Source organism: Paenibacillus puldeungensis (assembly GCF_042678945.1).
Lineage (GTDB): Bacteria > Bacillota > Bacilli > Paenibacillales > Paenibacillaceae > Fontibacillus > Fontibacillus puldeungensis.
In genome coordinates this window covers 57,324-78,962 of sequence record NZ_JBHTLM010000018.1, presented here as the reverse complement: position 1 = coordinate 78,962, position 21,639 = coordinate 57,324, and the positions used below count along the sequence as shown (strand labels likewise).

Below are 21,639 nucleotides of genomic sequence, written 5' to 3'. Positions count from 1 at the left end.
TCTCTTGCCAACATCGTTTTTCCAATCCGCTGACTTCTGTTATCATAGGTGAAGTAGATGTTTATTGCTCCCGATAAGCTGCATTTATTTGTTTCGGAAAGGAAAAGGAATAACGATGAGTTTCCAACTGACTCAGCGAGTCATTAAGCTGCTGTGCGGACGAATTTCATATGAACGAGGAGAAGCCTACTATCGTACTGGGAAAGTAAACTTTACCCATATCGACCATAGTTCCTGCATGTATGAGGCCGAAGTAACAGGTACAGGCCATTACCATGTTTCAGCGCAGGTAGACCAGCACGGAGACGTTCATGCCGAGTGTAATTGTCCTGCCTTCTACTCCTACAACAATTACTGCAAGCATATTGCAGCAGTCCTTTTAGGAATTCATGATATGCTTCAGAATGGCAAAGCACCGGTTCGCTCCTACTCCTCGCCGCTTCACACGCAACAAGATGATGCCCAGGAGCTCATGGATTCGAATCAGTCCAAAATCATGCCATTACAACATAGAGCTAATGAAGCTTCCTCACGGGATATTTGGCTGACAAGGGATATGATCGGACTGTTTAATGATAATCCTCATCGGACAACCCTTGCCGGTGGGAGATTCGACCTTAGAACACCGCTCGAGGCTGAGTTTATACTTCGCCCGCTTCCTTACAGCTACCGCAAGTACATGTTTGGAATCGAAATGAAAGTTGGATCTAAACGACTATACATTGTGAAAAATATTCGAGGTTTTCTAGATAAAGTCGATCGCGGTGAACCTTACATTTTCACCAACCATTTCTCCTATGATCCGGAGCAGTACGGCTTTTTACCTGTAGATCATAATATTATACAGCTGTTGATTGATATATATCGAAACGAGCAAATGTACCAGGAAACCATTGCCGGATTTGCAGCTTCTAGGCACCATGGAAACAGTGACCGGACGCTTCCGATTCCACCATACTATTGGGAACAGTTGCTTCCTTTACTCTTAAAAGCCCCTTCTGTGCAATTAGAAAAGGACGGACAAACCTGGCCCAAGCTAATCCTTTCCGAGGAGTCTAACCCACTTCATTTTGAGCTAGGTGAAATGGAAGAAGGCAGCTTTCAATTCAGCGCTCGCGGTCTGGATGACATCATTGTGATGGAGTCTTACGGGGTGGTCGTTGCGGAAGGAAAGCTGATCAAACAATCGACTGAAAAGTGCAAGCAGCTTGCGGAAATGAAGCATATGCTGGCTGCGGCCCGAAAACAGCATATCAAGATATCCTCCGAACAAATTGAACCCTTTGTGGAAAAAGTACTTCCAGGCCTTATGAAGCTGGGCAATGTACAGATCGAGAATTCCATTGCGAATCGCATGGTTCGAACCTCGCTGCGGGCCAAGCTTTACCTGGATCGAGTCAAGGACCGGCTGCTGGCTGGACTAGAGTTTCAATACGGGGATATCGTTTTTAATCCGCTAGAAGGTCATGGTCCGCAGCGAGGGACAGACCGCATTTTGCTCAGAGATGGAGAACGTGAACGCGAAATACTCGAACTCATGGAAAACAGCTCATTCGTGAAGACCGAGAGCGGCTACTACCTTGACGTTGAAGAAGCGGAATATGAGTTTTTGGCTCATGTTATGCCTGAACTGGAGAAGTTGTTAGAAATATATGCTACTTCCGCGGTTAAGGTAAGATTGCTGACGGATCTTGCGCCGCCCAAAATTTCCGTCGAATTGGATGAGCGAACAGACTGGCTCGAATTTCGCTTTGATATGAAAGGGATCGGAGAATCGGAAATACGCGGGTTACTGAAGTCTCTTGAAGAGAAACGAAAGTATCACCGCTTGCCAAACGGATCGTTAATGCCGCTGGAAAGCTCTGAATTTCAGGAGATCGTCCGGCTGATGAATGAATTTGGAATTCAACCAAACGAGCTCAAAGGCCCGCAGTTTAGGCTCCCTGTGACACGAGGACTTCATGTCAAAGACAATCACGAGCCGGGAAGCGCCGTTAGACTCGGAAAATCATTCCGCCAGCTGCTTCAAAATCTCCAACATCCCGATAACTTGGATTTTGAAATTCCGGAAGCATTGGTTCCCGTACTTCGGGACTACCAGGCATACGGTTACCAGTGGCTGCGGACGCTCGCCAACTATCGATTCGGCGGTATTTTGGCCGATGACATGGGGCTAGGCAAAACGCTGCAAAGCATTGCTTTCCTCGTTTCCATGCTGCAGGAGATTCGCTCGCTAGGGCTGCCGGCATTGGTGGTTTCACCTGCTTCGCTCGTTTATAATTGGCGAAATGAACTAATTAAATTCGCTCCTGATGTAAGAGCCATTATTGCGGATGGCAGTAAGGCAGAGCGGGTACGCGCATTGCGGGACACTGCGGAAGCCGATGTGATCATCACCTCATACCCCTTGTTGCGGCGGGATATTGAGCAGTTTGCTGAGCTAAACTTCCATACGCTTATTTTGGATGAGGCCCAAAGCTTCAAAAATTACGCTACTCAGACCGCGCAGGCGGTCAAAAGCATTCAGGCAAAATACCGTTTTGCGCTTACCGGTACGCCGGTCGAGAATTCGCTGGAAGAGCTATGGTCTATATACAGTGTTGTGTTTCCCGAGTTGTTTCCAAGCCGCAAAGCGTTTAACGAACTGTCTCGAGAAGCGGTGGCAAAACGGATCCGCCCTTTCATGCTTCGCCGGTTAAAAGCGAATGTTCTGAAGGAACTGCCGGAAAAGATCGAATCGCTACAGGCTTCGGATATGTTGCCGGAGCAAAAAAAGCTCTATCTAGCTTATTTGGCGAAGCTGCAACAGGATACCCTAAAGCATTTGAACGATAACGATTTCCAAAAAAACCGAATTCGTATTTTAGCCGGCTTGACCAGGCTTCGCCAATTATGCTGCCACCCCAGCCTATTTATCGAAGGCTACGACGGTGGCTCGGCAAAGTTCGATCAGCTGATGGAAATGCTTGAGGAATGCCGAAGCGCCGGAAAACGCGTACTGGTCTTTTCACAATTCACAGAAATGCTGAATCTAATTGGCCGGGAATTAGGCTATCAAGGGGTTTCATTCTTTTATTTGGACGGCAAAACACCAGGTGCAGAGCGGGTGGAGCTATGCAATAGGTTCAACGATGGCGAACGTGATCTATTCCTAATCTCGCTTAAAGCTGGCGGTACCGGACTTAATCTGACCGGAGCGGACACGGTTATTCTGTATGACTTGTGGTGGAACCCGGCCGTTGAACAGCAAGCAGCAGACCGTGCCCATCGAATCGGGCAGAAAAATATCGTTCAAGTCATCCGGCTAGTCGCGCAAGGTACAGTTGAAGACAAAATGTATGAGCTTCAGCAGAAGAAGAAAAACCTGGTAGAGGAAGTCCTTCAGCCTGGGCAGGAATCTATATCCTCCCTGACAGAGCAGGAAATTCGAGAAATTCTGATGATCTAGAGCAAAAAAACGCGAGTGCATGTGGCAGCTGCCTCATGACTCGCGTATTTTTGTTATCTACCGGTTTTACGGAGCTGAAGGTCCGGTTACTTCAAATTCATACAAGGAATATCCGTAAGGTGTCCCCCGCTCTATGCCGTACATTCGTACATATCTTGCCGACTTGGGCGAGAGCGTAATTTCATCGATGCCCCCATCTCCATTTGACGCAGTGTATACGTCTGTCCACTGTCCTGGATTGGAAGCTTCCGTTGAAACCTGAATTTTATACTGCTTAGCAAAAGCATCTTCCCATTTCAGCTTAACCCCTGTGACTTGCCGAACAGTTCCCAAATCTACATAAATCCACTCCGGATCGGTGCCTTCTCGGCTCGCCCATCTTGTCATATTATTGCCGTCAAATGCTTTTTCCGGCTCAAATCCGACACCTTCCACCGAACTAGATACAGCGGGCTTGTTCAGTGCCAAATTTGGCGAAGTAGGCACCTGTTCGCCACCAGGCTTCCACCAGTTTCCAGAGATGAACAGCATATTGAGCAAATTGTAGGTATCGCTAAAATAGTCCTCTTTCTTATTCTTCATCCAATCCCAGCCGGCATTGACCCAGGCTTGGTTGTTGCTGTTTGACGTCCCTGCCGATATGAACGGAGAGACAAATACGGCTGTGGAATAGTCGCCGACGGCAGTTCCATCCAGCTTATAGCCGTTTTTAATTTTGTCTGGTACACCGCCGGTCTTACTCTTGATCCAAGACGCCATTTTATCCGCTATCGCTTTGCCCCGAGGATCACCGTATAAAGCGTAATCCATGATGATACGCAGCGGAACGCGGCTGGCATTGTAGTAGTATATATTTGTTTCCTTAAATTCATCGAGATACCATTCTGGAGCGGGCTTAGGAGGATTGTTGACAACAAAATCTGAGATTAACCCAGTGTTTGGAGAGTAAGAATCGCTAAATTGCTGGTAAACCGTATAAAGGTTATCGATTACATGAATCCATGTTTCATCGCCGGTCACTTCGTAGAAGGCCCGCAGATGGCTGAGCATCCAATCGGAAGGACGAGTATTAAGTGCAGTTTTGGAATCCCAGTCTCCAAGATTAAGACGGTACCCGTTCGTCACATAGCTCGCTTTGATTCCGTCCGTAATCATTTTCTTGGCTTCCTGCAAATAGTTAATTGTGCCGCTCGAACCCCATTGATTATGCGCCAGGATCAGGGAGTAAGCAATGTCCAAATCTCCATCGGTGGCGGAACCAAAATGCCCTTGGGCAGATTTGCTATCTGCAACGACCCACCCCATCAGATTCGGATTGCCTGAGCTTTTGTAAGCCCGAGCCGTTTTAAACAGCCCGTCATAAATCGATTGGGCGTTAGCATCATATCCGGCCATCAGTACCGTAATAATCATGCCGTACCCTTGTCCTTCGGAAGAACCAAGCGCAGTGAAACCATCCGGGTCTCCAGTAATGTTACCTTTCACGTAATAACCGCCCGGCAACGAAGTCAAATTGTTCTTCAAGTAGGTCTTCTTCCAGTAATCATAGTAGGTGGAGACCGATTGGTTCATAGCCTCCTGAGTTACGTGACTTGGCTTAATGATTCCTGGATAGCTCACTTGCTGCGGAAACGGCTTTAACTCCCCGGCCGCAGAGGCTCGCTCAGCCGGTACGACGAACCCCATTGAACCCAACACTACGAGACAAAGCGTAAGAAGACAAATCCTTTTTAACTTGCTTACCGGTGCTACAGCGTATTTCCTGGTCTGTTGCATCATCATTCCTCCTCGTAATCGTAGTGCAAATCAACTTACGTCGTCGGATATGAAATAGCAAGGATGTCCTTCAATTGTATTTTATTACAATAATAAATAAATATAAACCGTTTTCGTTTGTGCTAAACAATATGATTGTAAATGTCTGATTCGGGAAACTATAAGTAAAGTAAATTAACACATCAACTGTGACAACCAAGGAGGAAGAACATGGAACATCAGAATGGACAACAACTCCGCGACGAGTCAAAACTGCGCAACAAAATGGACCGACAAGGCGATTCCATGATGGAGAAAGAAAAAATGAAAAAGGGTGTTGACATTGAGCCGGAAGCCGATGAATGGATAGCTAAACCGGTTGGGTATACCGACACCGACTCCGTGAAATAATTAAAAGAAGCAAATTCTATTAAAAATCCGCATGGGCTTTCTTCGCCTATGCGGATTTTGTTTTACCGTTAAGAGGATTAATTACCAGATATAGCGAATAGAATAGTTATCATTTTGTATAGTTACTACGAGTAACTTACCGTGAAATCCTCATATTAATAATAAGGAGCGAGCTAAAATGGGAACGTTTACAAATGACTTGCTACAGGATAAGGTAGTCGTAATTACCGGCGGGGGCACGGGCCTTGGACGTGCTATGGGTGAACGATTTCTAGAGCTTGGTGCCAAAATCGCCATATGTGGTCGGCGTGAGGACAAATTGAGAACAGCCGCTGAGGAAATGGGAGCAAATGGCCGCGAGGTGTTCTTCCAGTGCTGCGACGTAAGAGATCCTGAACAAATTCGGCAATTTATTGAGGGGACGGAACAGCGTTTCGGTCGAATCGATTGTTTGGTCAACAATGCCGCGGGTAATTTTATAAGCCCTACGGAAAGACTCTCCCCACGTGCCGTCGATGCGGTATTGGGCATTGTACTGCACGGAACGTTTTATATGACTCTTGAGGTAGGCAAAAGGTGGATCGAGCAAGGCCTTCAAGGAACGATGCTTAACGTCGTTACTACATATGCCTCGAGTGGCTCCGGATATGTCGTTCCTTCTGCCGCCGCCAAAGCAGGGGTTTTGGCCTTGACCCGTTCGTTAGCCGTTGAATGGGCACCATATGGAATTCGTCAAGTGGCCGTCGCCCCTGGCCCTTTTCCAACGGAAGGAGCCTGGTCTAGGCTCTCCCCTACTCCAGAGCTTGAATCAAAAATGCTAGGGCGTGTCCCCTTGGGGCGAACGGGAAAACCGGAGGAATTGGCTGATTTAGCGGCGTTTCTCCTTTCGGATGCAGCAGGCTACATCAACGGCGAGGTGGTGACCATCGACGGTGGAGAATGGCTGAAAGGCGCCGGACAGTTCAATGACCTCATGGAGCTCACTGATGAGCAGTGGAATCAGCTTGCTGAAATGACGCGGAAAGGGAAATGAAGTCCCTCGCTGACGATGACATCCACTAACTGTTATCCATTTGCTCCTCCTCCCTTGTCCTCTGCTTATTTCGAACCAGCATGACAATGAACAACAACGCCGGAAGGCCGATTTGTATAATCGGGTAATATTTTAACACGACGCTAATTCCCACCCATAAATGATGGGTGAAGTTAGGAGAAGCAAAGGACAATGCGTATATAGCAATTCCGATGGGAAGTATCCATTTTTTAAAGGATGTTCTGGTCAGGTTAGAGAAGCCTTTTACCGCCCCCATATAGAAAAATAGCAGCTTCGCACCTAAACCGATAAACAAGACAAGGACAAACAGGATGTCCATTCGTTCAAATATTTCGGCCAGCTCAATCAATTGAACAACTTGCAGCAGCGGAAAGGATACCGTATCGGCCAGCTTAGTTCCCAAAACGAGCACGTTCATGTGGTTGACCAAGATCAAGAAGATCGCGACCGATGTATATCCGATGAGCATGGATTTTTCGATCCCCTTCTCCTCCCTCACCATGGGAAAAAAAACGAGAAACAGCACAGTTTGGGCAAACGGGAAAGAAATGATATCCGGAACGACCTTTAAGACAGGCCCAAGCCCATCTTCCAAAATAGGCTCCATATTTTCCAATTTTGGCAGGCCTACGCCAAAGATCATCGAAATCAGAAGAAAGTAACTAAACACAATGAACGGAAGTAATACAAGCATCAGTAAAAAAGCAGCATGGGGCCCGTATCGAATAATGTTCGCTATGACCAGAATGCATAGAAGCATAATAATGAACAAAGGCGTCCGGTTAAGCAGCATGTAGGCGGCCAGTTCCCCGACGTCCCGCAAATTTCGGGAAGCTTCATAGGCAAAATAGGCTCCGAAAATGATGACTGCCAGGTTACCCAGCACCTTACCAAAATAATGCCGGCATAACTCGAACAGATCCCGTTTTGGATCACGCTTGAATATGGCAAGGTGCAGCATCAGCAGCAAAAAACCGACACATGCCGCAAGGGTCATCGCAAGCCATGCATCCTGTTTCGCCTCGGCGCCAATTTGGAACAACGTCGTGCTTCCGATTTCGAACAAGGTAAAGGCGGATATAAATTCTGCAAGTCTTGTTTTTCGCGGGTTCATCTTGACTACCTTCTTCCTAACGCGCTATTCCCCATCTGATCCCTTTTTGTTCAGCAGCATATCGAACGATTTTTTAAATAATCCAGGTCGCTGTACCTTAACCTTGACTTGAATGTCCAGCTTAACGGAATTCAAGTCCTTCTCCCAATCGTCCTTAATCTTCTTCCAATCCTTCGGATACTTTCGGTGGACCTTATTGGCGAATCCAGGCAGGTCGACATGCATTTTTCTTGAAGCCTCCCAGCCTGAATTTATCGCATCAATGATCGCCTCACTGATTTGTTTTTGAATGGCAATAATCGTCTCAGGCTTGGACGGATCTTGGTCGCACATATATTCCAGCAAATCGCCTCTGGTCTGGGTCTGAATCTTCATCGTGTAATGATCCCCTTCCTTTATAGGGGTCACTTTCGTTTTGGCGCCTGACAAACGGATCGAGCCCTTTATTTTTTGGTCCGTGTTCGATGTTTTGGGGCAAGTAAAAGGAACCGTACTCCCTTTCACCTGATTTGTCAGCCAGGAAATGCCATAGCTTTGCTTGCGGTCGAGCCAGCCGACGAGCTTATCGCGATGGAATACGCCAAGGCGGTCGATCTTCATTTTTACGGGTGGCGATGTTGTTTTGTTGACATCCAGCGATTCGAGCGCTTTTGCGTTTCCGTCTGTCACATGAATCTCCGGCACCCCTGCCGCTTGCGAATCTGATACGATTTTTTGAGCCAGCTGGTAAACCCTCACCACAGGAAAAAAGGAAGAAAAATTGCTTTCCTTGCGTAAGATATCGGACAACGCCGAACCCGGGATCTTCTCGGGAGGCACCATTTTTCGCAAGATATCAGCTGCCGTCTCGTCCGTAATAGCAACCAGAACCGTCTCACGCGCGTCGATATTCCGGAAATAAAGGTCCAGAATTTGATCAATGCCTTGTTCGGCGGCCGTCCTCCCGATGACCAGAATTTCGTTATGAGCAAAATACAGCCGCCGCGGGTTCTCCATGTATCCAAGGTCCCCCGCTTCGCGGATCGATTTTCCGTTTGTGCTGAAAACAAACACATTGGGTTGGCCTCCGCCGCCACCTCCGCCTTGGCCAGTTCCTGTGACTGTAGGCACGATAATCTGGTAGGAAACCACCCACTCATCACCTACCCGGTCAAGCCCAGTGGCCGCGGTAATGCCAAGCTCATTCAACTCTGTACGGTTCCAGCATCCTATCTGTAATAAACAGATCGTAGCTGCAAAAATGGCCAGCAAAATACGACGCATAGGGCATTCTCCTATTTTTTAGTTTTCCCTTTTTCGGGAACAGAAGCTTGCCTGATTTGATTTTCAATATTGATGTATGAGGGGCGCTTTTTCATTTTCGGCCATGGCAATCGAATGAACACATCCCGCATATTGTTGGGGCTTAACGGAGCTACCGGCAAAAAATACGGAATTCCAAAAGAGGTTAAAGACACAAGATGGACAAGAATAGGAATACTTCCTACCAAAATACCGTAAATGCCAAAAGACCCGGCAAGCAGCATTAACCCAAACCGGATAAGCCGCACTGCGGATGACATGTTGAAAGTAGGTATGACGAAGTTAGCGATCGCCGTAAAGGATACGATGATAACCATGGCTGCAGAGACTAAACCGGCCTGTACGGCGGCTTGTCCGAGCACTAACGCTCCGACAATCGAAATAGCCGGCCCAACGACCCGGGGCATGCGTACGCCGGCTTCCCGGATGACTTCAAACGTGATTTCCATTAATAAAGCTTCGAACAAAGCAGGCAAAGGTGTGCCTTCCCGCTGCGCGGCTAAACTGATCAGGAGCGTCGTTGGAAGCATCTCTGGATGAAACGTCGTTACCGCAATGTAAATGGACGGCAGCAGCATGGCCACCAAAAACGAGAACAAGCGTATGTTCCGTAAAAATGAGGCAATATCATACCGCTGATAATAGTCCTCGCTTGATAGAAAAAACTTAAAAAAGGTGACCGGGCACATGAGAACAAACGGGCTTCCGTCTACAAGAATCACGACTTGTCCCTCCAGCAGTCCCCCTGCAGCCGCATCCGGACGTTCCGTATTCATCACCGTCGGAAAAGGGGTAAATGACTCATCCTGTATAAATTCTTCAATGTAGCTGCTTTCCAAAATGCCATCAATATGAATTGCATCAAGTCGCCTCAGCACTTCTTCGACCACTACAGTGTTAGCAATCCCGTCGATAAACGCCACGGCAACCTTTGTTTTCGTGAACGTCCCAATGACGCGATTTTCAAAGCGAAGGTGCGGCGAACGGATTTTTCGTCGAATCAGTGAGATATTTGTAGATATCTGCTCCGTAAATCCTTCCTTTGGACCACGGATCAGTGTTTGGGTAGAAGGCTCTTCAACCGATCTTTGCTGCCCGCCCGGAATGGAAACAACAAGCGCCCCTTTGATTCCGTCCAGAACAATCGCTGCCGACCCGTTAAAAATACCTGCAATAAGCTCTTCTCCAGTAGTGGCGTTCTGCACGCTTCCGGCACTGATTTTGTCCGAGACCTCGCCTTCGGAACGATCCGCAACCGGCAGTAAGTAATTAGTTTCTAAATCATGAATAAGTTTGGTCAACAGCGGTTTATCGACTAACCCATCAACAAAACAGACCGCGATATCCCCATTATTTTCATTGGAACCCGAATTTCGCAGCTTGCGAAAAACGATGTCCGAACTTTTTCCCATAATTTTCTCCAAATAGGAAAGTGTCTCGAGAAGAGATCCGGTAAGTTGATACGAGGATTCCTTATGGTTATTTCCCTTAGGAGAACGGTCTTTTTGTTGTTCTGTACGCCGTCTTTGACTAATCAGTCGATATTTACCCATTTCGTATGTCCTCCAACTTGGTGAACTCAGCAGTAATATGCGTAATATCCATAATATGTATACACTTACCTAACCTTATGAAAAGGGCCCTTAAGTATAGGTCATTACCTGTTCACTTTACGTCGGCGAGAATACGATATGGTAAATACGTCACTAAAGGGGAATCGTGCATATGAAAACAGCCCGGCATTCACGCCATGTGGGCAGTAAGTGGAGGAAAAACGAGGCTCTATTAGGTAGCAGAAAACTGCGGACCTATCTCCCGGAAACACGGAAATTTAACCGTACCAATCTGGAGTTAATGCTCTCGAAATACAAAATGGTTTACGTAAAACCAATTAACGGCTCATTCGGTAGAGGCGTAATGCGAGTAGATATTAAGCCTTCTAGCGGAACCCGTTCTTATCAGTATCAGCTCGAGAAGAAAACTCGCGTTTTTACAACGATTGATGATCTGTACACTTCCATTCAGAAGCATAAATTGACTTCCAATTACCTTGTTCAGCAAGGCATTCACTTGCTTAAATATAAGAAGAGAAGATTCGACCTGCGCGTAATGGTTCAGCGTTCACCAGAGAAAGTATGGAAATCTACTGGACATATTGGCAGACTAGGACACCCGAAAAAAATAGTTACCAACTATCATAGCGAGGGCAAACCAATGGCAATAGAGTTGCTCCTATCCCCCTATATTAAAGATCCCATGCGAATGAAGTCGTATATCCAAACGCTACGAAATCTAGGGGAAGATATTGCCAACCACCTCAAGAAAAGTTTCCCCGGCATTCGAGAAATCGGCGTCGATATCGGTGTCGATCACAACATGCATCCCTGGATCATTGAAGTTAACACATCTCCGGATCCTTATATATTCAATCAACTCAAAGATAAGAGCATGTACAGAACGGTTATACGTTATTCCCGGTTAAGTGGAAGATTTAAACGCAAGAAATGAAAGTGCAGATAAAAAGGACACGATGATGTCAGACTTGGTCGACATTTACGTGTCCTTTCTCCATACATGGAAGATACTGCTGAACCGAGTTAAATAACCCGGAAGGTCCCCGTTCCAAACGCACACAATTCCCCATTTTCCAAACGTGCAAATGCTTGAGTCGTAATCGATTTGCGAGAGGTATGCACTGACTCAGCCGTAACAATTATGCGGCCTTCCTCCGCTTTTGCAACATAATTCATGTTAAGGTTCGTTGTGACGACACTCGCCTCCGGTTTAACGATCATTCCAAGTAACCCCATAGCGGAATCGATCAAGGTTGCATATACGCCTCCATGCACAATACCAATTAGATTAAGGTGATACGGCTTTACATCTAAAGTCATAATCACTTTGTTGGCACTCGCCTCTACCACTTCACAGCCTAAAAAATCGCCAAACGTTCCAATCGCGGCCTTATTCCACTGCTCCATCAGAACGCTCAACTCTTCTGAATCCGCTTTCATCGCTCTGCCCTCCTTACCCCTGGTCCTTAGACCGTGATGTAAAAGTCACTATTCCCCGCCCGCCTTATCGTGGCGTTCTGCTTCCTCCTCAATCAGCTTCCGGCGCAGCACCTTACCGGCCAATGTCTTGGGAAGACTGTCTCGGAATTCATAGACCTTGGGAACCTTATAAGCAGCCAGCCTCTCTTTGCACCAGCGCTTAATTGCATCCGCATTGGGTACGGTCCCTTCCTTTAATACAATAAACGCCTTAACCGTTTCTCCACGGTACGGATCAAAGATACCGGCAACGATCGCTTCCTCGATATCCGGGTGCTCGAACAGCACCTCCTCCACCTCACGTGGATAAATATTGTAGCCACCGGCTATGATGAGGTCCTTTCGGCGATCCAGAATGTAAAAGAAGCCGTCTTCGTCCATCCGGCCCAAGTCTCCCGTAAGCAACCAACCGTCTCGCAACGACTTATACGTCTCCTCCGGCTTGTTCCAATAGCCTTTCATCACCTGGGGCCCACGAACTGCGAGCTCACCGATTTCTCCGGCAAGCACATCTTCCAGCGTATCCGGGTGTACGATTTTGGCATCGGTGTCAGGGAACGGCACCCCGATGGAGCCTGTTTTCCGCAGTCCCCAAATGTTGTTTGCATGGGTCACCGGCGAAGATTCCGTTAATCCGTATCCCTCGATCAGCTTGCCGCCGGTCAAATGCTCGAACCGGGTTTGCACTTCTAATGGCAGTGGGGCTGCCCCGCTGACACAAACGTTGATAGATGAAAGATCATACTTGGCAATATCCTTGTGATTTATGATCGCAACATACATGGTAGGCGCTCCAGGAAACACCGTCGGTTTCTTCTTGTCGATCATTTTGAGCACCTGATTGATTTCAAACCGGGGGATCAAAATCAAAGTACCGGCCAAAGAAATCGCCTGATTCAGCAGCACCGTCATCCCGAATACATGAAAAAATGGCAGAGCGGCCATGTACCTCTCCTGGCCAATGCGATAACGATAAAACCATAGCTGGTTCTGAATCGTATTCGCCACCATATTCATGTGCGTAAGCATGACACCTTTCGCAAATCCCGTGGTCCCGCCGGTGTATTGCAGCAGGGCCAGATCTTCTTCAGGATTAATGTCCACCTTACAAGGATCGGCTGAGGACTGCTGCAAAAACTCGGGAAAGGAAAGTAAACGATCATTATAGTTTAAATGTACAGCCATTCCATCTTTTTTCGCTTTGATCGGATAGAGAAGATTTTTGGGAAATGGCAAGTAATCTTTGATTGATGCTGCGATAATAAAATCAAGCGGATGATGCTCCATGGATGTTCGAACCCGATCCACTAGAGCATCAAGCGTGATCATCACCCTCGCTCCTGAGTCCGTCAACTGATGCTCAAGCTCCCGGGGCATATAGAGCGGATTCGTCATCACCGCAATACCGCCCATTAACAGCGTTCCGTAATAGGCTATAACCGCCTGCGGGCAATTGGGTAGCATAATGGCGACCCGGTCCCCTTTGCGAATACCCAGCCGAAGCAGGGCATTCGCAAACCGGTAGGTTTGTTCCAATAAAGAACGATAGGATATTTTCCTCCCCATGAATTCCAGAGCCGTGACATTGGGATATTTGTCAGCGGAAATTTCTAGAAAGTGAGCTACATTATGCTTTGGATAATCATAAGTTGGAGGAACCTCAGTGGGATAATGTCTTAACCAAGGTTTATTCGACATTGCCTTCCTCCCAACCTTACATATGATTTACAAAACGTACTCCTCCGCCTCAATCACTTTAGCGGCGATGCGCCGTTTTAATGATAGCGTATTCACGGCAGTGCGTTTTGTCAATTTTTTCAAGACGGATAATTGGGTACGGAGCGTATCTCCCGATTCCATATAACTTAGTACTTCCTTAGCCAATGCTTCAATACGTGCAAATTCCTCATGAACAAATGTGGTTGTCATGTCGATATAGGTTTCGGACTTCGCTTCGCCGGCACGTTCGATCTGTTTCTTCGTTCTGAGAAGAGCACTTTCCATACCATATACAGCGATCATGATATCCGCCAAATGGCTGAGCACCTCTTGCTCCTGCTCCAGCTTCATTTGGTATTTCTGAACCGCTTGAGCGCCTGCCATCAGGAAGATTTTTTTAGACATCGCAAGCAAGTGTGCTTCCTGCTCCAACGTACCTTCTCCCACAAAGGCTGGAATCGGCTCCATCAACTCTTTTTGCAGGGCCATCGCTTTTTGCATCAGCGGCAATTCGCCTTTCATTGCGCGCTTCACGAGATTGCCCGGAATCAGCAGCCGATTAATCTCGTTCGTTCCTTCAAAAATACGGTTGATTCGCGCGTCGCGATAAATTCGTTCGATGCGGTATTCTTGGGTAAAGCCGTATCCGCCGTGAATTTGTACACCCTCGTCGGCAACAAAATCAAGCGTCTCCGACCCGAATACCTTGTTAATGGAGCATTCCAGCTGATATTCGGCAATCGCTTTCGCGGATTGATACCCAACGTCAGCGCTGTTATGATCCACATCGGCCAGACCAACATCAAACAAACCAGCTGTCCGATAAACCATACTTTCCAGTGCAAAGGTACGGATGTTCATGTCGGCAAGCTTTTTCCCGATCAGCGGGAAGGAAGAAATCTTTTGCCCAAACTGTGTGCGCTCATTGGCATATTTAGCGGCATATTCGATGGCATCTTTGGAGGAGCCGACGCAGCCTGCAGCAAGTTTGAAGCGTCCGATGTTCAGAATGTTAAAGGCGATCAAGTGACCCTTGCCTACTTCCCAGAGCAGGTTTTCAACTGGCACTTTCACATCTTCCAAAATAAGTGGGCAGGTGGACGAACCTTTAATGCCCATTTTCTTCTCTTCCGGCCCGATGCTTACGCCTTCCATCGTCCGTTCTACGATGAACGTACTGAAATCCTTACCGTTGACTTTGGCATAAACAATGAAAATATCTGCGAAGTTTGCATTTGTAATGAATTGTTTTGTTCCGTTCAAAATATAATGCGTCCCGTCCTCGGATAGCTTGGCGGTCGTTTTAGCACCCAGGGCATCTGATCCGGAGGAAGGCTCCGTGAGACAGTATGCCGCGATCAGTTCCCCGGTAGCAAGCTGTGGTAAATATTTACGCTTTTGCGTATCGGTGCCGAAATAAACGATCGGAAGTGTTCCGATTCCGACATGTGCACCAAAGGACAGCGCAAACGACGATGCTTTTGTCAATTTCTCATTGATGATGGTTGTACTTACTTTATCCAGACCCATGCCGCCGTAAGCTTCCGGAACGTCAGCACCAAGGAGCCCAACCTCACCGGCTTTGCGAAGCAAATCGACTGTTAAGTCATAATTCAGCTTTTCGATTTCCTCATCTCGCGGCAGTACTTCCGCATTGACGTAATCCTGCGTGGTTTCCCCGATCATACGTTGTTCTTCAGTAAAATCCTCAGGTGTTACCATTTGCTGATAATCCAAATCCTCAATCATAAAGCTTCCACCGAGTATTTTGTTCAACGTTTTGTTGCTCATTTCGTCATCTCCTCTTCCAAAATTATTTACTAGCATGAACTTCAAACACGCCTGCAGCACCCATGCCGCCGCCGATGCACATCGATACAACGCCATAGCCGCCGCCGCGGCGGCGCAGTTCGTGAATGAGCGTTCCCGTAAGTTTTGCGCCGGTACAACCCAGTGGATGACCAAGCGCAATGGCACCGCCGTTAACATTCACTTTGTCTTCGTCAATATTCAGCTCACGAATAACGTGCAAGCACTGGGAAGCAAACGCTTCATTGATTTCAAACAAATCGACATCGCCAAGGGTGATTCCTGCTATTTCAAGCGCTTTCGGAATCGCTTTTACCGGTCCTACCCCCATGATTTCCGGTTCAACACCCGCTACAGCAAAAGAACGGAACGTGGCGAGCGGCGTTAGACCCAACTCATCTGCCTTTTCCTTACTCATCAGCACAACTGCAGCCGCACCGTCGCTCACTTGCGAAGAATTGCCCGCCGTGACGCTTCCGCCCTGCTTAAACCCAGGCTTCAGCTTTGCAAGTGCCTCAAGAGTCGTATCTGCACGAACCCCTTCATCCTGATTGAACACAAATTGATTGACGCTGAGCTTTCCTTTCTCATCCAGCTTTCGAAGTTCTGTATTGAGCGGAACGATCTCGTCGACAAATTTACCCTCCGCAATGGCCTGGGCCGCCTTTTGATGTGAACGCATAGCGAACCGATCTTGATCCTCGCGGGTTATGTTGAAACGCTCCGCAACGCGCTCCGCAGTGTGCCCCATTGCCATGTACACTTCCGGCATCTCCGCCACAATTTTTGGGTTTGGCGACACCTTATGCCCCGTCATTGGAACATGGCTCATGCTTTCCACGCCGCCAGCAATCAGGACATCAGCGTGGCCTAACATAATCCGCTCGGCAGCAAAAGCGATAGCTTGAAGCCCGGAGGAACAAAACCGGTTAATCGTGAGCGCCGGAACCGTCACCGGAAAACCGGCATAAAGTGACATCACCCTTGCAAAATTGAGACCTTGCTCCCCTTCTGGCATGGCACAACCAATAATGATATCCTCAACATCTTCTTTCTTCAGGCCGGGAGTTCGCTCTACTACAGCCTCCAGCACGACCTTCCCCAAATCATCGGCGCGCGTTTGCACAAGGCTTCCCTTCTTGGCTTTGCCCACTGCCGTGCGTGCCGTGGATACAATCACAGCTTCTTTCATGAAGAATTCAACCTCCCCCGAAAAATTAGTTGCGAAGCGGTTTTCCTTTGGTTAGCATGTGCTGCATGCGCTGACGAGTCTTGGGTTCGCCGCACAAGCTTAGGAACGCCTCACGTTCAAGATCCAGCATGTACTGCTCAGTAACATAGGTACCTGCCGGTACATCGCCACCTGCGAGGACATGAGCGAGCTTCTTCGCAATAAGAAGATCATGGTCGCTAATGTACCCGCTTTCGCGCATGCCGATGGCGCCGAGCTGCAGAACCGCTTTACCTTCGGAGCCGACAACTCGAATCTTTGTTTCGGGAATCGGCTCATAGCCGCCCGCAGCCATCCGAAGCACAGCCTGCTTCGCTTCATAAATCGTATGATCCGGATGAATAACAATCCGGTCGGTCGGCTTGAGTAACCCTAACCGCTTAGCGTCGTGACCGCTGCTTGAAACGGTTGCCGTTCCGACAGTCTGGAAAATATGGTTGATGTAAGGCTGCAAATCCGCATCACCTACGGAAGCCTGCTGGCTTGCCCGGAGCGCCAGCTCTTTACAGCCGCCGCCCGCCGGAATTACACCGACGCCGACCTCAACCAGTCCATAGTAAGTCTCGGCAGCCGCAATGACCTGATCGGCCGGCATGCAAGCCTCAACGCCACCGCCAAGGGTCATCCGGTGCGGAGCAGCTACAACCGGTTTTTCAAATCTCTTTAAGCCATACATCGTGTTTTGGAATAAACGAATAATGTCGTCGACTTCATCCCATTCCTCGTCTTGAGCTTCCATCAGCAGCATCATTAGATTGGCTCCAACGCAGAAGTTTCGACCCTGATTGGCGATGACAAGTCCTTCGAAGTTGTTCCTCACCTCCTCAACGCTCTGCGAAATCATAGACAAAATATCGTTTCCGATCGCGTTGTTTGGCGAATGGAACTCCAGACAGGCTACGCCGTCGCCTAGATCAATCAGGCTGGCTCCGCTGTTGCTTTTCACCACTTTGTTTTGCGCCTTCAAATCGCTAAGTGAGATGACTTCCTGCGGAATCTCTACACGCCGGTATTCTCCGCGCATAACTTGGAACAGCACACCGTCTTCTTTTTTGTAGAATGAGGTATTCCCTTGAGCGATCCATTCCTTCACCCAAGCCGGCACTTTTAAGCCTTCAGCTTCCATCTTGTCTACGGATTTCACGAGACCGATCGCATCCCAAGTTTCAAACGGCCCTAACTCCCAGTTGAATCCCCATTTCATCGCTTCGTCGAGCTCTCGGATGTCGTCAGCAATTTCACCCAGCTTCTCAGCCGAATATACGAGCACCTGCTTAAGTACATCCCATGCAAGCTGTGAATAGCGATCTTGACCGCTTATCATCGCTTTCGTTTTAGCCTTTGCGCCTTTGGCCAGTTTAGCTGCTTCCAAAGAGGCGGACGCTGGCTTTTTCTGCGACCGGTACTCCATGGTTGATAAGTCGAGTGCAAAAATCTCGCTGCCATTCGCACCTTTTATCTTTTTATAAAAGCCTTGGCCGGTTTTTTCCCCAAGCCATCTTCTGGTCACCATTTCTTTAAGCACTTCAGGAGCCTCGAACACTTTCTTCTCTGCTTCGTCATCCACATTGGCAAATACGTTATCCGCAACATGGACAAACGTGTCTAGCCCAACCAAGTCTAGCGTCCGGAACGTTGCGCTTTTCGGCCGACCCATCGCCGGACCGGTGACAGCATCAACCTCCTCTACCGTGTAACCCTTCTCCGCCATTTCACGCAAAGTTACCAGTAGCCCAAAGGTGCCGATTCGGTTGGCAATAAAGTTCGGCGTATCTTTGGCAAGAACCACAGTTTTACCAAGCTTACGCTCGCAAAACCGGCTGAGTTCTTTCACAAGCGAAGGGTCCGTTTCAATCCCCGGTATCACTTCAATCAACTTCATGTATCGAGGAGGATTGAAGAAGTGCGTTCCAAGGAAATGCTTGCGGAACTCCTCTGATCTGCCCTCCACCATGGCGTTAATAGAGATACCGGAGGTGTTTGAGCTGATGACGATGCCCGGCTTCCAATGTTGCTCTACAGTAGCAAGCAGCTGCTTTTTGACGTCCAGATTTTCTACGACGACCTCAATGACCCAATCTACTTCGCTAATCAGCGCAAGATGATCTTCCAGGTTTCCCGGCGTTATTCGCTGTGCAAAGGACTCGTCGTAAAGAGGGGCTGGTTTGATTTTGGACAAATGAGCGATTGCCGCCGTAGCCAGACGGTTGCGAACGGCAGGATGATCCAAGGTATAACCTTTGGCGGTTTCCGCTTCCGTTAATTGCTTAGGTACAATATCGAGCAGTAGACATGGAATTCCCGCATTGGCGAGCTGGGCTGCAATACCGGAACCCATAATGCCCGAGCCGATGACGGCCGCTTTCCGGATCGGTTTATTCATCTCTATTACCTCCCAAGAAAAATCATATTGATAAAACGGGGCTGGAGCCGACTGTCGTGTCCGCAAACACCGACAACTCCAAAATTTCCGCAATATCCTTCGCTTTGACCTGATCCTCAACTTCTTTCATCTTTGTGCCATCCTCCAGCATCGTGAGGCAATACGGACAGGCACTGCTGATGACGCTAGGCTGAACCTCCAGTGCTTGCTCGGTCCGAGCCACGTTCACACGCTTGCCGGCGGTCTCCTCCATCCACATCATGCCGCCGCCGGCTCCGCAGCACATGCCGTTCTCCCTAGAACGGGCCATCTCGACCAGTTCTACGCCTGGAACAGAACGCAGTACATTGCGCGGCGCATCGTACACGTTGTTATACCGCCCTAAATAGCAGGAATCGTGATACGTAATGCGCTCCTTCACTTCATAACGCGGCTTAAGCCGTCCTTCCTGAATCAATTGCTCCAAAAGCTGCGAATGATGTAGCACTTCCACCTCCTCTAAACCGAATTCGGGATATTCATTTTTCAGGGTATTAAAGGTGTGCGGGCAAGCGGTGACAATTCTCTTAACCCCATAACGCTGAAAGATAGCGATGTTCTCCATACAAAGCTGCTGGAACAGCATCTCGTTGCCCATTCTGCGCGGCGTATCTCCCGAGTTTTTCTCCTCATTGCCAAGAATCGCAAAGTTGACGCCCGCTTCGTGCAATAACCGGACAAACGCCCGCGATACTTTACGGCTGCGTAAGTCATAGGAGCCCATGGAGCCTACAAAGAACAGATATTCAAAATTGGGGTTCTCTTTGACGGTTGGCACCGCAATGCCTTCGATATCGCCGGTCCATGCCGCGCGATCGTTCCGGCTAATCCCCCAAGGATTACCTTGACGTTCAATATTTTGCATCGCCCGTTGTCCCTCTTGAGGGATACTCCCCTGCATCAGAACAAGATGGCGGCGCAAATCGATAATTTTATCAACATGCTCGTTATCAACCGGACATTGATCCTCACAGTTACGGCAGGTGGTACAGGCCCAAATCTCTTCTTCTGTCATAACGTCGCCGATCAGTTCGAGTTCTGTAGCACTTTTCTCTTTCGTTTTCTGCCATGTTGTCTTCTGCCAATCCAGCGTAGGCCGTATATCAGTCGTCCCGGTTACGCCATCCCAATGAGCGCCTCCCAGATCACCATCAGCCTGAAGTGCGTGCGCGCCTGCAACTGAAAAAACATACTCGGGTACCCATGGAGACTTGCCGGTAACCGCCACGCCTTTATCTGTTAAGTGATCGCGCAGCTTCGTTATGAGGTGCATTGGCGACAGCACTTTACCCGTGTTGGCAGCCGGACATACATTTGTACAGCGCCCGCATTCCACACAAGCGTAAAAATCAAGCATCTGCTTTTGCGTGAAATCCTCAATCTTGCCGACACCGAAGCTTTCAGCTTCCTCATCTTCCAAATCGAGCTTCTGCAAGCGACCGACCGGTCCTGAACGGCGGAACCATATGTTGATCGGACCGGTGATCAAATGAAAGTGCTTGGACTGCGGAACATAGACGAGAAAAGATAGCAATATGAGCAAATGCAGCCACCAGAATACGTAAAACAGTACTTCAGCACCCGCTAACGACAAACCGCTGAAAACAGCTGCGATTGCGGATGATACCGGGGCATACCACGAAAATGGCACTTCCAGCCACAAACGTTCAAACCCAAGCGATAACAGAACAGATAACATTAATGAATAGATGAAGATGACGACGATACCGGGTTTCAGCCCTCTTTTTAATCGGGGAAGCTTCTCTACATACCGCCGGTAAGCTGCGTACGCCATTGCAGCCAGAATGGCTACAGCCGTGAATTCCTGAAACCACCCAAACAGCTCATAAGCCGGCAGCGGCAAATGACCGCCACGCGTCAATCCTTTGATGATCAAGTCGAGAGCTCCAAATTGTAAAATAATAAATCCGTAAAAAATGACGATATGCATGAATCCGCTCTTGGAGTCTTTAAGCAACTTCTTCTGACCGAACACCTGCGATGTAAAATCCCCTTGCTTTTTGTTTCGCAGTGCCCTGAAATCGGTCGGCTTTCCGAGCTTCATATAAAGATAGCGATGGAATACAGCTTTATAAAATAAATAAATCGCGTATCCCGCCACCGCCGCAAACAACACGGCATTAAGCCATAGCCATACCATTTTTCCTCCCGTCCTTTCTTCTTCTGCTAGTTCATAAAATGGACAATCACAGGTAAGCGGTTACATCCTATCTTTTAATTAAAATCTTAAGGATTCTGCATTGACAACTCGCTTGGTTTACCCTAAGATTAAGAAAAATGAATGAGTATTCATTCAGTTG

14 protein-coding genes and 1 pseudogene are annotated in these 21,639 nt (G+C 48.2%); 4 read left to right on the top strand and 11 right to left on the bottom strand.

Annotation, left to right across the window (positions count from 1 at the left end; all coding sequences use genetic code 11):
• Positions 1 to 115 precede the first annotated feature (115 nt).
• On the top strand, positions 116 to 3,448 hold the full coding sequence (locus tag ACFQ3W_RS20300) for a DEAD/DEAH box helicase (protein ID WP_379321058.1): 3,333 nt from the start codon (positions 116 to 118) through the stop codon (positions 3,446 to 3,448).
• A gap of 66 nt (positions 3,449 to 3,514) precedes the next feature.
• Here the strand turns inward: ACFQ3W_RS20300 and ACFQ3W_RS20295 are convergent, their stop codons facing one another.
• Positions 3,515 to 3,883, bottom strand: coding sequence for a discoidin domain-containing protein (locus ACFQ3W_RS20295; protein WP_379321091.1), 369 nt, complete (start codon positions 3,881 to 3,883; stop codon positions 3,515 to 3,517).
• Positions 3,884 to 3,946: 63 nt separating this feature from the next.
• Positions 3,947 to 5,224 (bottom strand): annotated as a pseudogene (locus ACFQ3W_RS20290) (glycosyl hydrolase family 8); the annotation flags it as partial.
• 210 nt (positions 5,225 to 5,434) lie between these two features.
• Between ACFQ3W_RS20290 and ACFQ3W_RS20285 the strand changes: the two are divergent.
• Entirely contained in the window at positions 5,435 to 5,614 is a 180-nt protein-coding gene (locus tag ACFQ3W_RS20285) for a hypothetical protein (RefSeq protein WP_379321057.1), read from the top strand.
• A gap of 178 nt (positions 5,615 to 5,792) precedes the next feature.
• The gene (locus ACFQ3W_RS20280) at positions 5,793 to 6,647 is read left to right on the top strand and encodes an SDR family oxidoreductase (protein ID WP_379321056.1); all 855 of its coding nucleotides are present in this window, start codon (positions 5,793 to 5,795) and stop codon (positions 6,645 to 6,647) included.
• Positions 6,648 to 6,672: 25 nt separating this feature from the next.
• Here ACFQ3W_RS20280 and ACFQ3W_RS20275 read toward each other — a convergent pair whose 3' ends face one another.
• Genes ACFQ3W_RS20275 through ACFQ3W_RS20265 form a run of 3 tightly spaced genes read right to left on the bottom strand, consistent with a single transcriptional unit; the run spans position 6,673 to position 10,637 of the window.
• Positions 6,673 to 7,782 carry a GerAB/ArcD/ProY family transporter gene (locus ACFQ3W_RS20275; protein ID WP_379321055.1) on the bottom strand — a complete coding sequence of 370 codons (1,110 nt, stop codon included), beginning with the start codon at positions 7,780 to 7,782 and terminating at the stop codon, positions 6,673 to 6,675.
• 24 nt (positions 7,783 to 7,806) lie between these two features.
• Complete coding sequence (locus ACFQ3W_RS20270) at positions 7,807 to 9,045, bottom strand: Ger(x)C family spore germination protein (RefSeq protein WP_379321054.1); 1,239 nt, start codon at positions 9,043 to 9,045, stop codon at positions 7,807 to 7,809.
• A gap of 11 nt (positions 9,046 to 9,056) precedes the next feature.
• Positions 9,057 to 10,637: a spore germination protein gene (locus tag ACFQ3W_RS20265; RefSeq protein WP_379321053.1), complete on the bottom strand. Its 1,581-nt coding sequence runs from the start codon at positions 10,635 to 10,637 to the stop codon at positions 9,057 to 9,059.
• 172 nt (positions 10,638 to 10,809) lie between these two features.
• Between ACFQ3W_RS20265 and ACFQ3W_RS20260 the strand changes: the two genes are divergently transcribed.
• Positions 10,810 to 11,592, top strand: a complete 783-nt coding sequence (locus ACFQ3W_RS20260; RefSeq protein ID WP_379321052.1) for a YheC/YheD family protein — start codon at positions 10,810 to 10,812, stop codon at positions 11,590 to 11,592.
• 89 nt (positions 11,593 to 11,681) lie between these two features.
• Here ACFQ3W_RS20260 and ACFQ3W_RS20255 read toward each other — a convergent pair whose 3' ends face one another.
• Genes ACFQ3W_RS20255 through ACFQ3W_RS20230 form a run of 6 tightly spaced genes read right to left on the bottom strand, consistent with a single transcriptional unit; the run spans position 11,682 to position 21,479 of the window.
• Entirely contained in the window at positions 11,682 to 12,098 is a 417-nt protein-coding gene (locus tag ACFQ3W_RS20255; RefSeq protein WP_379321051.1) for a PaaI family thioesterase, read from the bottom strand.
• Positions 12,099 to 12,146: 48 nt separating this feature from the next.
• Entirely contained in the window at positions 12,147 to 13,835 is a 1,689-nt protein-coding gene (locus ACFQ3W_RS20250) for a long-chain-fatty-acid--CoA ligase (RefSeq protein WP_379321050.1), read from the bottom strand.
• Positions 13,836 to 13,862: 27 nt separating this feature from the next.
• On the bottom strand, positions 13,863 to 15,647 hold the full coding sequence (locus ACFQ3W_RS20245; RefSeq protein WP_379321049.1) for an acyl-CoA dehydrogenase family protein: 1,785 nt from the start codon (positions 15,645 to 15,647) through the stop codon (positions 13,863 to 13,865).
• A gap of 22 nt (positions 15,648 to 15,669) precedes the next feature.
• The gene (locus ACFQ3W_RS20240; protein ID WP_379321048.1) at positions 15,670 to 16,857 is read right to left on the bottom strand and encodes an acetyl-CoA C-acetyltransferase; all 1,188 of its coding nucleotides are present in this window, start codon (positions 16,855 to 16,857) and stop codon (positions 15,670 to 15,672) included.
• A gap of 25 nt (positions 16,858 to 16,882) precedes the next feature.
• Positions 16,883 to 19,279: a 3-hydroxyacyl-CoA dehydrogenase/enoyl-CoA hydratase family protein gene (locus tag ACFQ3W_RS20235; protein WP_379321047.1), complete on the bottom strand. Its 2,397-nt coding sequence runs from the start codon at positions 19,277 to 19,279 to the stop codon at positions 16,883 to 16,885.
• 22 nt (positions 19,280 to 19,301) lie between these two features.
• Positions 19,302 to 21,479 (bottom strand): (Fe-S)-binding protein, encoded by a 2,178-nt coding sequence (locus ACFQ3W_RS20230; protein WP_379321046.1) that lies wholly within the window; start codon positions 21,477 to 21,479, stop codon positions 19,302 to 19,304.
• Positions 21,480 to 21,639 lie beyond the last annotated feature (160 nt).

Excerpts from the sequence above, each read along its gene's own strand:
- ACFQ3W_RS20240 (WP_379321048.1), bottom strand. The coding sequence starts at position 16,857 with ATGAAAGAAGCTGTGATTGTATCCACGGCACGCACGGCAGTGGGCAAA.
- ACFQ3W_RS20285 (WP_379321057.1), top strand. The coding sequence starts at position 5,435 with ATGGAACATCAGAATGGACAACAACTCCGCGACGAGTCAAAACTGCGC.
- ACFQ3W_RS20300 (WP_379321058.1), top strand. The coding sequence starts at position 116 with ATGAGTTTCCAACTGACTCAGCGAGTCATTAAGCTGCTGTGCGGACGA.
- ACFQ3W_RS20265 (WP_379321053.1), bottom strand. The coding sequence starts at position 10,637 with ATGGGTAAATATCGACTGATTAGTCAAAGACGGCGTACAGAACAACAA.
- ACFQ3W_RS20270 (WP_379321054.1), bottom strand. The coding sequence starts at position 9,045 with ATGCGTCGTATTTTGCTGGCCATTTTTGCAGCTACGATCTGTTTATTA.
- ACFQ3W_RS20230 (WP_379321046.1), bottom strand. The coding sequence starts at position 21,479 with ATGGTATGGCTATGGCTTAATGCCGTGTTGTTTGCGGCGGTGGCGGGA.
- ACFQ3W_RS20275 (WP_379321055.1), bottom strand. The coding sequence starts at position 7,782 with ATGAACCCGCGAAAAACAAGACTTGCAGAATTTATATCCGCCTTTACC.
- ACFQ3W_RS20260 (WP_379321052.1), top strand. The coding sequence starts at position 10,810 with ATGAAAACAGCCCGGCATTCACGCCATGTGGGCAGTAAGTGGAGGAAA.
- ACFQ3W_RS20235 (WP_379321047.1), bottom strand. The coding sequence starts at position 19,279 with ATGAATAAACCGATCCGGAAAGCGGCCGTCATCGGCTCGGGCATTATG.
- ACFQ3W_RS20280 (WP_379321056.1), top strand. The coding sequence starts at position 5,793 with ATGGGAACGTTTACAAATGACTTGCTACAGGATAAGGTAGTCGTAATT.
- ACFQ3W_RS20255 (WP_379321051.1), bottom strand. The coding sequence starts at position 12,098 with ATGAAAGCGGATTCAGAAGAGTTGAGCGTTCTGATGGAGCAGTGGAAT.
- ACFQ3W_RS20250 (WP_379321050.1), bottom strand. The coding sequence starts at position 13,835 with ATGTCGAATAAACCTTGGTTAAGACATTATCCCACTGAGGTTCCTCCA.
- ACFQ3W_RS20245 (WP_379321049.1), bottom strand. The coding sequence starts at position 15,647 with ATGAGCAACAAAACGTTGAACAAAATACTCGGTGGAAGCTTTATGATT.